Raw genomic sequence first — 12927 nt, 5'->3', positions numbered from 1 at the left:
CCGAATATCAGATTACCTTAAACTTTTTTTGTTTTCATCTATTAAGACCTAGATAAAAACTAACTCCCATCCATTACTTTCTTCACCAAAATATTCCAAGTGGGTCTGTAGAAACCTTTCCTTATTTACTGCAATTGCTAACAAATGAGTCGGCCTAGTCAATGCTACATACGCATGTGGAAGTTTCTTGTAACAAGCCTTATCTTTTCTCAACTTCTCTTTACCCACGTTATCAGCAATGATAAAATTCAATATCTTTCCGCCAACGTCATATAACCTGGTAAATGTTTCCAAATACAATGTAGCGCTATGAGTTTCTCCCTTTACACCGTGTATCGTGTCAAAATGGATGTCAACAGAGTTTTCTCCGTCAACGAACGTATAAATTTTCTGCTCTGGTCTTTCTTCATCAACGGCAATGTCTTCGTTGGCAAGAAATTCTTCCAGTTCAGTGCACGAGTTTCCGCCGAAAAATTTTAAAATACCTCTTATCAAACTGATGAAATCCGACTTAATAGAAACAGAGTTTTTTGTTTTGATGATCCAATCAGCAATCTTCAAGTCCATGTTGATGATTTTATCCGGGTGCCCGACGTCGTTCACATATTTGATAAAAGAAAACGGTGTAAAATTGAAGTTCGTTAATGGATTTTTTATGCCACATATTTTGAGGCATTCACAGATACAGTTTAAAAAAGTAAGCCTAACCTGTTTAACATTTTGTATTGAAGGCAAATTAATTTCGAGATAATTTAGATAGGAATTCAGATTTTTATAATGACTTTTTTGATAGACTCTATTGAATTCCGGCCAATATGAAGATATGTTCAATTTGGAATCCTTTCCAATCCTTGAACCAATGATTTTGATATCACCGACGGAAGCCAGGTTATTTATGATTACCCGTTTCGCAAATTCATCTTTGACCTTAAGTATAGAATGCGTTTCGTAGACAAAGATTATCGGTTTGATTTCCGAGTGGTCGCGGCCAGTCATTTCCTGCGGTCTACAACAAATGTCTTTTACCAGAGCAGCAATGTTACCGGAAAGCCGGTTTGATATTCTAAGCTGTATATCCTGGTTGATCACAGGTTTCCACTCCGCTTGGTCTTCGCTTGCCCTCGAACTGAAAATGGACTGATTGATATCTCCGATTTTTTGAATGATCGAATCTTGTCCGAACAGGGTTGATATGAGGGCGCTCTGATGGACTTCCATGTCCTGCATCTCGTCAACAAAAACCATCGGAAACCTTTGTCTGATTGCATCCAGAACATGGGGAAATTCTCTGATATACTTGAATGCGATGGAATAAGCCTCGTCATAGGTCATATATCCATATGAAAGTACCTTTTCTTTTGCAGATTGGATTTTCTTATAATACCTTTCGCATGTATCTGGCTTCAGTCCCTTAATATCGAATTTTTCAGTATTATTCAGGTTCTTTGATATGTTGAAATTGTGCCTATTGTAAACCAGCCCACCTAAAAAAACATTTTTACGCTCAAGGAAATCAACCGTCTTTGTTACCACCAGTTCATACAAGTTAGAGATAATGTCATTATAAGCAAATTCCTCAACAATTTTTGGCGAAGATTTATACTTGTTTTTGTAATAAGGTATTGTAAGGTACTTATCAACAAAAGATTGGATTGTACCAAAATGGTTAGGGTACTGGAAAAAGAATTTTGCAGCATCGCCTAATTTCTCTTTTATCTCTTCAACAGCTATGTTGGTGTGTGTAATGATGCATATGCCTTGAGAAAACGATGGCGGTATCTTTTGGGACAATAGCATGAGCTTGGCCGCCAGTGTTGTTGTCTTACCACTACCTGGGCATGCTTGTACATCAACAGTCTCCCAGTATCTCAACAGTTTCAACTGCCCTTCATTGAAGCGGAATCCAAACTTATGCTCAACAGCGAGAACCTCATTGTCGGTAATTTCAATTTTTCGAAGGTCAAACATGTGCGGCGTGTTTGATGGCGTCAACTAAATATTTCAAAGCCGGATCTACGATGATCGCTGCCTTGTCTGTTTTGTCTCTGCGCAGAAGAAATGCGAAGATTTGCCCTGTTACTGCTTTGGAAGCAAGTTTTCTTTCAAGGGGAGCATAAATCTGAACGGCAATCTGTTCGTTTGTGAAGGCTTTGGCCCTCCATTCTTCGCGCTGCTCTTCACATGATCTCAGCACCTTAAGGTAATCAACTTTGCTAAACGGCTTTCCGCCATCATCTATTTTGATCGCAATCTGAATAGCTCGGTGGATCAAATGTGACAACACACTGTTGGCAAGTTCGTACTCTAATGTCCATGTATTGCCAACATATACCTCAACATCACCTCCCCTGAACTTTTCTTTTTTTGATGTGATCTTTTCGGCAAGTTGGATTTCAGTGAAATCTTCTTCAGTTTTTCTGCCATTAGTCAGTAATGGCACCTGTTCAACTATTCCAGAGCTTCGCCTAACTTCATAGGTATAATCAGATGCGACTTTGGGAGGTATATCCCTATCAGATATGCAGGCAACCCGTATACCCATTTTCTCGCCATTTCTTCTTTGAAAAATCCTGGAATACCGTAGCAAAGCCGTACTACCAACATTGACAATCGAGATACCGTATTTATGCAGTGGAAGGTCGATTTTTTCGGCAAAGGCAGGAATCATCAGGTTTTCGGCATCACCTTCGACCATCAGCACACCGTTTGCAAAGAACAAGTTGGCCTTTGTATCATCTAAGAACCTAGACAAAAATGCGTAATCCCCCTTTTCCAACATCGTATTTTTGTGATCAAGGGAAAATGCCTTTCCATTCTTACATATAATTAGATTATTGAGGTCGATTTTTGAGGCAAGGGAATTGCTATGCGTCGATATGATGTTCTGAAATTCCAGCTTGGCACAGTGTTTATTGAGAAAGTCTATCAGATTAATTTGGGACTGCGGATGGATGTGGGCTTCAATTTCTTCTATCAGGGACAGTTTCAGGCCAGTGTATCCGTTATCTTTCTTTAATAAAAGCATCTCAGCAGCTATAAACAGCAAATTGTTGCTTCCGAGCCCAAGATTCGTTTCATCGGATTGGGAAAACCCAATCAGCTCCAGTTTCTCCAGTATTCTTCCCAGTTCGTTGCCTGCAATCCCAAACCTGGAACTCAGCGGATTGTTCTTTAACGAAATCTCCTTCAGATAGGTATCATTAATAGTATCTGCTACTATTTTCCCATCTTTATCTCCAAAATAATCTTTTATTTCAGAGTTGGCCTTGTTCATCGAATCGACCAAAGGATGTACTACATTGGGTTGTTGTTGGAAAATCTCATATGCACCCAATATCTGGGAAAGACGCGAGCCACGCCTTGGAGCAAGTTCATATGCCGCATCCCGCAACGGTTTAAGATAGGTAACCCTCAGTTTACTTTTTGCCTCGCCACCGATGGCACCACTCTCTTCATCCTCGCCAGCCCTGAGATCATGGTAAACCTCGAATAGGGAATTCCCCTTATCCCTTCTTTTAGCACTAAGGGTTACTTTGAGGTAATATTTATCTCCATCGATACTTACCCACTCCAAAAAAGATGCGGACTCCTGATTGGAAAGGTCCTTGAACTCACAAGTGATCTGAAGATCATTGCATCTGGTAGTCCCGTCGGTATAAAAATCATCATGGGTTACCCTGAAATAGTCATTTCCATGAACGCCAGTGACAAGCCTTATAGCATCCAGAATTGAAGTCTTTCCCGCATCATTTTCTCCAACCAGCAGGTTAACACCCTTGTTAAACTCGATATGGAGATGCTGAATTTTTCTAAAGTTGTGGATTTTGAGAGCACTCAAATACATAGCTAAGTTTATAGGGTTCAGCCATAAAAGTATCAATAAATTTTCGCAAGTCGAAAACGTAATTCATTGGAACAGCGGAAAAATCCAGGTGAACTATTGCGGAATCATACAATTATTGATAAAATTGTTTAACTAGCGAGAATCAATCCCTAAATAATGGAAAACCAAGAAAAAATAAAGGAACTGCTGACAACCGACTTCGAAAGGGAACTGTTTTCGGCGTCTATTGACACCTTGAACGATACAACTAACAAACTTAGATTGAACAATTTTGCATACTCCATCCGCGAACTTTCGCGCCACTTTTTGCATAACCTATCCCCTGACGACAATGTAAAAGCATGTGCTTGGTTTAAAAAAGAAACCGCTGATGGAAATCCTACCCGTCATCAAAGGATCAAGTATGCCATACAGGGAGGAATTACAGATGAGAGTCTTTCAGATTGGGGATTTGACACCGAAGCACTTTCAGAGATCATTGGCGAGGTAAAAAGCGCCATTAGTATATTAAATAAATATACCCACGTTAATCCAGAGGTGTTTGGAATGGCAGATAAAGACATTGAGGACTTGTCGCAGGATGTTTTGCAGGCTTTCATAAATTTAGTTGATACTATTGAAGCATACCGAAACGACCTTAAGCAATTTTTAGATGGCCACATTGACGACCACATGCTGTCATCAATAGTAAACAATTTCTTTCAAAATGTCGATATGCTCGCTCCGCATCACTATGTCGATTATTCAGAAGTGTCGGACTACCATATCATAGAGATAAATAGCACTGAAATTATTGTTGAGGTTAGTGGCAATCTGAATGTGACACTTGAGTACGGCTCAAGCAAGGAACGACGGGAAGGTGACGGATTAGATTTACATGAAAGCTTCCCTTTCGATACCGCCATCCGATATGTTATCAGCCCCGAATTTCCGTTCAGCAAATACACAATTGATGACTATGATGTGGATACCTCCAGTTGGTATGAATGATGGAAATTTCTATGCATTGGTATAAGGTCTTGACGTAATTGACGTCTCCCCACAAAACTGGAGTACTTAAATATAAAAAATTCAGAATTGAATTATAATCACCAAACACTGTTCCTGTTTTCGTCTCCTATTGCTTTGATAGTCTAGTCTTGGCTGGCTCCACAAGTCATACGTGTTATTTAACAGCTTCTAAATATAGAATTTATAAACAAGCCCCATATTAGTATTCATTTGAAAATGCGTGTATGGCAAAGAGAAGAGCGAAAAGAATAGCTGACCGAAGGATCAAAGGTAAAATCTCAGAAGAAGAAAGGCTACTTTTAACATTAATTGCTGGCGTAATTGCTCAGATTGCAATTAGGGAGATCGATATTGCCGAAGAAATTGAAATTAACAGCGAACCGTTAAATAAACAAGGTGCAAAAGTCATTTTCGCTTTAACATACTTAAGAGATCCATCTCTTCTCAGTTTGTTCAACGTGACAGATATTCCAATTGTTGTTTGCACTTATAAAGACAAAACAACGAATGAGATCCAACAGACTCTGTCTCCTTTGGCAAGTATTTTTTATATGAATGACTTGCTCACAATTTAGATCAGATAACAAGCGGTCAACATGGATTGACCTTAACTCCAAAATCTAAAATTGCTCCCGACTACCTGATTCTCAACATGGTTGCCAAAAAAGTTTTTCCCAAAGTAGAATTTAGAATTCAACAACCCCTTATCGAAGTGCTTCAGGGTGGCTCAGAGCGGAGATTAGTTTGCTTTAACGATAAATTGGTATGGTAACAGGCCTACTTCCACCGCAAATGTGGTATATCCCGCAGCTTTCAGTTCGAAAATTACATCGTCCAAAGATACCTTTTCGCTGGTCGGTGGTCCAACCGGGAGATCGATCTTGAAGAAATCGATGATGACCAGTGTACCATTTTCCTTTGTACCCCGTTTCACTTTTGCAAAATAATCCGGTCGACTTTTTATGTGGTGATAAGTGTTAGCCATAAAAACCATATCTACCTCATCCTTTTGCAGAGATGGACTGTTGTAAGGGATTTTGCGCAGTTCGATATTTTTCAGATTATTTTTTTCAATGCGTTCCTTTAAGTATGTCTGCAGCTGATCGTCCACATCTGCGGCGATCACGCGGGCACCTTTATCCGCCAATTTCACAGAGAAATAGCCGGTTCCCGCGCCAATGTCCATGACCGTCTTGTCCTTTATATCCCCCAGATATTGTAATACTTTTTCGGGTCGCTGATAGGCATCCCTTTCTGAAGACTCTAGACTTTTTATCCCATACGTTTCATGACCATGCCCTCGTTCTTGTGCCATGAGCGGGCTCATGGCCGCAAAGGTTATTACTATGACCAATACCATGCTTGTCTTTTTCATTGCGCTCACTTTATATTTAAAAAAGACAAAACCTTGCATTTTGTTTGGTAGCTTTTAATATAAACTATCTTTATATTTCAGAAAGCCCTTTAAACCTCATTTTGCGAAAGTGAAAGCCAGAAAGCCTATTACCATACGGCTGTATGATATCTTATCTTATTATCGCTAACCTTTCCTGACGTATAAATGGTAACGGATAATCCGTACACGAACAAATGCTTTCGGAAGATATATTATTATTCCATACCATTTCCGGGCAGAGAGCCTTTATAGCTTGTCCAAAAAGAAATGGGATTGTCCGGCATTTTCATACATGGAAAGCCCAATAACGCGCCCTTCTCTATCTCTCTTAAAAATAAAAAGCAGATTATCCGGCTTCTCGGCAATCCTGAAATTATCTCTTTCGATCTGGTAAATATAGAACTTCTTTTTATTGCCATTTCTGGTAAAATACAGTCGTTCCTTTTCGGCATCGATTTTCAATGTTTTCTTATCTGCAGTAGCATAGGAACCGCAATATTCCGCCATTTCAGGCACCGATGTAGGCAGAAATGATAAGGTAATAGGCCAGTCATACGCTTTCGCTACACTCCTCAATATTTCCATGGCCAGCCATTCACCCCTGTTTGAATTTGTCAGCACCACTGCCCCCTGTCCGGTTTCGCAGGTAGCCATCACTATTCCCGTAAATCCTGCATTGTTTCCCGCATGCCAAAAACCGGCAACAGAACTGTCGCCCTTTAGATGAACGCCAAGTCCCATGGCGTTGATTTGCGGCCTTAACATCTGCCCTATGACTTGCCTACCGAGCAAATTTGTTTCTCCCACCCTCATTTTTTGTATTCCGATCATCAATCGGGCTAAATCTGTGGCTGTACTCCAAAAACCGGTGGCCGCCTTTTCCGGATAGACTCTATAATCAAATTGTTTGTAAGGTTTTCCGTTATCACGGTGTGCAATAGCGATAGGACGGCCGAGCGACTTATCGGGAGTGCAGTTATAAGTACTATGTATCATCCCTAATGGCTTGAATACCACACTGTCGACAAAGTTTTCAAATGGTAATTTTGTAATATCTTCTATTAATTGTTGAATAATAATGAATCCTCCGCCTGAATAGCGTTCAATAGATCCCGGTACGGCGCCAACGATCAATTTCTTCCTGTTATTGGCAGGATCTATTGCATTTAAGATCGATAATAGACTAGGGATTTTTTCACCGGGAGCGTATCCCAAAAAACCGTAGCCGTCCATCAATCCCGCAGTGTGGGTTAAAAGGTCTCTTAAGGTTACCTTGTATTGCGCTGTAAAATCGTTTTCGGGTATCTTCCAACTCAGCAGCTTATTATTCACATCTTCATCAAGAGTGAGATATCCCTTATCTACCAGATACAAGGCCGCCAATGTTGTAACAATTTTCCCGATGGAAGCGCATTGAAATAAAGTTGCCGTATCAAGTTTACTACCCGTATCCATTGCGTTTCTTAAACCATAAACTTTCGTCCATGCTAAGGCACCATCATTGATTACAGCCAAACTCAAACCATTGACTTTCCAATCGATCATGCGGCTTTCTATTTTGCTACTGGATAAGGTGTCCTTTATAAGTGTACTTGCAGTAAGTCTTTGCTCGACGAGGTTAATTAAATTAGCGGAATGCTCCTGCGAGTGTGCAGCAAAAGCAACCAGTAAGAGTATGGGAACTAAATAGCGCATCTTTTGTTTTTTTTGGCAAAGATGCAGCTTCTCTGAGCAGCTACAAACCTTACTTATCCTCAAATCTAGATTTGAGGATTGTTGGAAGCCCATTCGCTTGGCGAAAGGAGGATGGTACTTGACCCGTCATCTGTTTAAATACACGTTGAAACGTTGCTAAAGAACTAAATCCGCATTCCAAAGCGATTCCCTTTATCGAATAACGCTGCATATCAGCCTCACATATCTTCCTTTTAAATGCCTCAACTCTATACCTGTTTACAAATTCAGTAAAGCTGGTGTTCATATATTGGTTCAGAACGGATGAAATAAGCTTTTGCGATAATCCGGAATAATTCACTAAATTACTGAGGTTCAATTCCGGATCAAGATAGAGCTCGTCGTGCTCCATAGCATACCTAAGTTGCTTTATGGCCTCACCTATTTTTTCATCAGCAAAATACGTACCGCACTTTTGAGCCTTTTGCCGCGCAAGGGGTAATTTAATTAAGTTAAATCCCATAAATCCAATCCAGTAAATAAGCGCAGACAAGGGAATATATAATGAGAACCAGCCTACAGATTGGATTAAAGCTGTTTGATATGCCGGTAGAATATAGATTAAGAGGAAAATCAGCCATATCCCCTGAAAAATGAGGAAGGGCATTATGGTCCGCCTCAATATTCTTACCATTGCATTCATCTCTTGATTGTTCTTATACACCATTTTCCAGGCCAATCCAACATATGCTGTTAACGAAATCCAGCGTAAAACATCCACGTATGTGTTATAATAGTCGATAAAAACGAATGGCATTTTATGCAAAATCCCCAAGTAAAAACTACCGGCAATCAGGTAAGGTAATAGATCAAACAAAACGGGCACGAAGTGGAGCCAATCTCTTTTTGCTAAACTATACTCGTTCTTTAACAGCGTGCGCACATAAAGAAGGAGCAATGGGCCTATGGCCATGAATAACATCAATGGAAGCATATTTCCTACCGAAGTCCAAAAAGAAGATAGCTGTTGATACCACAAAAAAATATTCAGATTGGCCAATGCAATGACAGAAATTAACGTTCCCAATAATTTTTCAGACAGCGTTGCCCGTCTTCGAGCCACCAGTAATCCACCACAAATAAAACCTTGAAGTGCACCCAGAAGAATCAATGTCAATAGGAAATGTGTCATATTAAAACGATTTTAATCCGATCCAACTATATTTTCAAGAAAAAGATTGATAAAAAGCAAAGGTAAGCAAATCGGATAACACCTTTTATAAGCAATGCTTTATATGAACTTTTGGAAGTCAGTGTCTGATACGACTTGGCCCTGAAAAATATAAAACAAGCTTACTTATTCCCTACAGGGATACTAAAGGAAATACATCTATTTCACTGATTATATTCAGTATTTCGTATCTTTTCTATATTTTCTTTTAACTCAATGTTATTAAACATTAGACATTTGAGTATACAGAAAAAAAATCGACGGTTAAGCTACTTTTCTATTGGAAGAAAAGCGAGAAGAAAGGAGCGACTGCAATCATGGAACGGATAGGTGGCGACGAAAAGTCCACATCGTTCACCGCCGGGTGAGCAGCACACCAAAAGTCGGATACAATTATTTAGCCATCATTTTTACCTTTAGCCTCTCCCTTTCGTTCCCGCAAAAGAATTGTCACTTGAAGTAAAGACCTAAGTGTACCAGACTGATAAGAACCGGCACTTCCGCTAGTAGACCTGCCGCTGCTGCAAATGCCGTCGCCGAGGCCGAAAATATCAGTCCGATTGACGTCTTAATAATGTTGCGTCATATATTTCAATCTAGATTGCACCATAGGTCAACTTGCCAAAAAGTATGGATTCTCACCACTTATAGACGGAAGAAACCTATCTATGTCGAACATCGATCTTAGAAATTCCATACCACGTTACAATAGAAATTTCTTCCCATTCTCGGAATCCGGTTCCAGTCGGAGAAGGTGGTGTAGTTTTTATCTAAAAAATTCTCTACGCCAGCCTTAATTAACATTGATTGCTGTCCAAAAGCAAACCGGTTTGATATGGATAGATTGAGTATAGCGTAAGACGGCAGCGGCGTTTCCCCAAATTCCGGGTTGACCCGGTTCTGTTTTGCCGCTCCGTCCACAGCTAGGTCAACAGAAAAAGTATTTAAGGAATAACCTAAGTCGGAACGATAGGTGACTGGCTGAATCAGGGGTAAATTATTTACTTCCCTTGCTGTTCCCCTCCGATACCCCAGTCTGCCAGACCATGAAAAGTTTTGCAAAAACGCATAGTATAAATCAATCGAAGTATTGAAAATGTGGGCGTATTCCAATTGCTCGTAAACTTTGACACCACTTGCGCCAATAGTCATTACGCTCAACCCACTTCGAGGTCGTCCGATAATATAATCCTTTATAAAAAACCATGACCCGGAGAGTTTTACTGAAAAATCAGGTAAGTTGTAAGACAAGCTGGCATTTCCCGAAACTGATTTTTCATTTTTCATTTCAGGATTCCCGATATAATCAAAGCGGTCAAAGCTATTGAATAGATAAAACCCATAGCCCTCTGAAACACTCGGAGCCCGCTCTCCATAAGCCAATCCTGCCGCTACGTTCCACGCCTTTTTGTTGTATTTAAACAGGACCGATGCACGCTTTAATAAACGGCTTTTACTTCTCTGCATATTTGGATAAAAGATTTTCAGGCTCTCTAAACCAAATTGATTATCCACTACATTGTTATGAACCGCTATTCCTGCGCTGAGATCCGTTGACCAATCGCTGGAAATTCTGTATTCATCTTCCATGAACACATCACCATAGTTAGTTAGAACGCCCGGCCAGGTAAGCATAAACATATCTTTCTCTGCCGGGTCATTTGAAAACATGGTCATCTCCGCCAGAGAACGATTGCGATGACCACTTAAATTGGTTTGCCAACGATGTTTTTCATTCTCCCCTTGCAGCATGGAATAGAAACCCACCGTTTTGCTCCAGCCGGGCATATCCATCCGGATAGGTACATCAGGTCTTTTACTGTCATCCATCCTATGAACGACGTTGTTATAATAAAGCTTTGTTTCCCATAGCTTTATGGTAGGCGAGATATGATGTCGCACATATTCTACAGATCCGATGATGGCTTTAGCAAAATCAACATCCATGGTTAAGGCCGGATAGCCAATATTGACCGCATGGTCGTATATTAACGAAGTTTCCACCTGCTCATGTTCGTTGATCTGATATCCTGCAGTAAGAGAAGTATTGTATTTGGTGAATTGCGAATACGGAACTTCCCTACCTCCACCTGCTTTATAATTTTCCGCCCCCCGGTAAGAAAAATCTATATCCGTAAAAAACTTTGGATGCGCGTATGAAAGAGAACCACCTCCTATCTTTTGCCTGTTATTACTCTCAAAACCGCTGAATATGGTTGCGTCAAACGCCTTTTTCCCAAAGGAGCCTTTCTTTCTCTCCAGGTCTATGCTTCCCGCAATAGTGGCTCCGGTGGATCCGGATTGCCCACTATGTATATTTGCACCTGAAAGATTGGTTATGTCAACATATGACGTAACGGGATCCATTTTGTCGGTACATGCAGCATATATCCGCATACCATCGATTGTGATTACGCTACGTTCCGAGGCCATTCCGTTGATATAAGGCTCCCATGCATACGATCCCCTCCTGATCATATTTACGGTGTTCGCGCTTCCCAAATAATTATCCAGAGACCCTAAGGGCTTAGAAACCTTTGCCGATGGGGTTCTTTGCGAAATAATAACCACCTCCTCCAGCTCATGGTTTGTTGTCAAGGTATCCGCTTGCGAAACGGTATCCCTTTGGGCAAAAATAATCATCGGACACAGCATAAGCGCCATGACTGGTATAACAAATCGAAACATGTTTAAAAATTTCTTTGATTAGTACATCGATTAAAATTCCAGCTCAAAATAGATGCTGCTACCCTCGTTTGTTTCGGTCACAGGTTCACCTTTTATGATATCCTGATCATTATTTTCCAGTTGAAGGTTAATTTTCCAATATCCGGTCATCGTCAGACTAAGTTTTCCCAGATACACACCATCCGCACCTTGTGTCAGATCCATGTTATTGGGCGATGTATGGTTACCCATTCCCGGCATTCTTGGATCTATCTTAATCTTGTAATCTTCTACCGGAATGAAATTCATCATAGATTCCATGCGGTAAAGCACTGCTTTCATATCATTGATGGCCACACGGGGGGCAGTCGGTTCGACCATAGCCATGACATAGTTTTTCCCGTCACTGGCTTGAAAGGTCTCTACTACCCGCCGTGGAGCAGCACCGACCTCGATCTTGCTTTTTGCAGTATAGTCATTGCCATTGATCGTATAGTTTATGGTCAGTTCCCAATACTCTTCATCGCCGCCGGCCATCTGGAAAACAATATGACCTCCGTAGGTTGATTGAGCATTCTCTTTTTTTGTCACTGCAGAAGCAGGGCAGCAATGTTTCATATTCATCATGTTCATTACCGGTGTCCATGTGGCGGTTGCATTGTTGATCAATGAGCCATCGGCATTCCTTATTTGAAAATAAATGCGATTATAACCTGTGTAAAATTTCCCATCAGCAGTATAAACCTCTATTTGGTGGTTCTCATTGACCAAGGTCATCGCCGGCGATAAACCGTCCAGTTCGTTAGAAGGAGCCACATTCTCGTCTTTGGAGCAGGAAACAAAAAAGCATGCCACAGCAAAAAGACAACTGTATTTAAATATTTTGGTAAAATTCATTTTTAAAATTTTAGAAGTTGATTTAGGAGGCCCGTCATGTGCATCCCTATTAAAGCAGTTAACGTATCCTTCGGAGTACTTAACAATTTGATAAAATAGTGCAGACAGGCAACCGGAAAAATTAAAAATGGACAAAGGACCGATTTACCGGATACCGATGCACCCGACAATCTGCCGATATAAATATCCGGCATTGAACGATAAAAT

9 protein-coding genes are annotated in these 12927 nt (G+C 40.5%); 2 read left to right on the top strand and 7 right to left on the bottom strand.

Features of this window, described 5'->3' with window-relative positions; translation table 11 throughout:
* Nucleotides 1-48 precede the first annotated feature (48 nt).
* The gene (locus E0E36_RS18585) at nucleotides 49-1968 is read right to left on the bottom strand and encodes a UvrD-helicase domain-containing protein (protein WP_130857293.1); all 1920 of its coding nucleotides are present in this window, start codon (nucleotides 1966-1968) and stop codon (nucleotides 49-51) included.
* Nucleotides 1961-3844, bottom strand: coding sequence for an ATP-dependent nuclease (locus E0E36_RS18580; RefSeq protein ID WP_130857292.1), 1884 nt, complete (start codon nucleotides 3842-3844; stop codon nucleotides 1961-1963). The genes E0E36_RS18585 and E0E36_RS18580 overlap by 8 nt, the downstream gene beginning before the upstream one ends.
* 156 nt (nucleotides 3845-4000) lie before the next feature.
* On the opposite strand from E0E36_RS18580, the gene E0E36_RS18575 reads away from it, so the two are divergent.
* Nucleotides 4001-4834 (top strand): pPIWI-associating nuclease domain-containing protein, encoded by an 834-nt coding sequence (locus E0E36_RS18575; RefSeq protein ID WP_130857291.1) that lies wholly within the window; start codon nucleotides 4001-4003, stop codon nucleotides 4832-4834.
* A 245-nt stretch (nucleotides 4835-5079) separates the two neighbouring features.
* The gene (locus E0E36_RS18570; RefSeq protein WP_130857290.1) at nucleotides 5080-5430 is read left to right on the top strand and encodes a hypothetical protein; all 351 of its coding nucleotides are present in this window, start codon (nucleotides 5080-5082) and stop codon (nucleotides 5428-5430) included.
* Nucleotides 5431-5594: 164 nt separating this feature from the next.
* Here the strand turns inward: E0E36_RS18570 and E0E36_RS18565 are convergent, their stop codons facing one another.
* From E0E36_RS18565 to E0E36_RS18545, 5 genes are all read right to left on the bottom strand, one after another.
* A complete protein-coding gene (locus E0E36_RS18565) occupies nucleotides 5595-6230 on the bottom strand; it encodes a class I SAM-dependent methyltransferase (protein WP_130857289.1) in 636 nt (211 codons plus the stop codon).
* A 267-nt stretch (nucleotides 6231-6497) separates the two neighbouring features.
* Nucleotides 6498-7946 carry a serine hydrolase domain-containing protein gene (locus tag E0E36_RS18560; protein ID WP_165447033.1) on the bottom strand — a complete coding sequence of 483 codons (1449 nt, stop codon included), beginning with the start codon at nucleotides 7944-7946 and terminating at the stop codon, nucleotides 6498-6500.
* Nucleotides 7947-7995: 49 nt separating this feature from the next.
* On the bottom strand, nucleotides 7996-9117 hold the full coding sequence (locus E0E36_RS18555; RefSeq protein ID WP_130857287.1) for a helix-turn-helix domain-containing protein: 1122 nt from the start codon (nucleotides 9115-9117) through the stop codon (nucleotides 7996-7998).
* Nucleotides 9118-9840: 723 nt separating this feature from the next.
* Entirely contained in the window at nucleotides 9841-11844 is a 2004-nt protein-coding gene (locus E0E36_RS18550) for a TonB-dependent receptor plug domain-containing protein (RefSeq protein WP_130857286.1), read from the bottom strand.
* Between the two features lie 30 nt (nucleotides 11845-11874).
* Nucleotides 11875-12720, bottom strand: a complete 846-nt coding sequence (locus E0E36_RS18545) for a FixH family protein (protein WP_130857285.1) — start codon at nucleotides 12718-12720, stop codon at nucleotides 11875-11877.
* Between the last annotated feature and the right edge of the window lie 207 nt (nucleotides 12721-12927).

It is taken from the genome of Olivibacter jilunii, from assembly GCF_900607235.1.
Classification (GTDB): domain Bacteria; phylum Bacteroidota; class Bacteroidia; order Sphingobacteriales; family Sphingobacteriaceae; genus Olivibacter; species Olivibacter oleidegradans.
Note: the sequence above shows the minus strand (reverse complement) of the source record. Positions and strands in the feature narration are given on the sequence as shown.

What these genes read in the sequence shown, in the direction of transcription:
- E0E36_RS18585 (WP_130857293.1), bottom strand. Translation starts at nt 1,968, where the DNA reads ATGTTTGACCTTCGAAAAATTGAAATTACCGACAATGAGGTTCTCGCT.
- E0E36_RS18580 (WP_130857292.1), bottom strand. Translation starts at nt 3,844, where the DNA reads ATGTATTTGAGTGCTCTCAAAATCCACAACTTTAGAAAAATTCAGCAT.
- E0E36_RS18575 (WP_130857291.1), top strand. Translation starts at nt 4,001, where the DNA reads ATGGAAAACCAAGAAAAAATAAAGGAACTGCTGACAACCGACTTCGAA.
- E0E36_RS18570 (WP_130857290.1), top strand. Translation starts at nt 5,080, where the DNA reads ATGGCAAAGAGAAGAGCGAAAAGAATAGCTGACCGAAGGATCAAAGGT.
- E0E36_RS18565 (WP_130857289.1), bottom strand. Translation starts at nt 6,230, where the DNA reads ATGAAAAAGACAAGCATGGTATTGGTCATAGTAATAACCTTTGCGGCC.
- E0E36_RS18560 (WP_165447033.1), bottom strand. Translation starts at nt 7,946, where the DNA reads ATGCGCTATTTAGTTCCCATACTCTTACTGGTTGCTTTTGCTGCACAC.
- E0E36_RS18555 (WP_130857287.1), bottom strand. Translation starts at nt 9,117, where the DNA reads ATGACACATTTCCTATTGACATTGATTCTTCTGGGTGCACTTCAAGGT.
- E0E36_RS18550 (WP_130857286.1), bottom strand. Translation starts at nt 11,844, where the DNA reads ATGTTTCGATTTGTTATACCAGTCATGGCGCTTATGCTGTGTCCGATG.
- E0E36_RS18545 (WP_130857285.1), bottom strand. Translation starts at nt 12,720, where the DNA reads ATGAATTTTACCAAAATATTTAAATACAGTTGTCTTTTTGCTGTGGCA.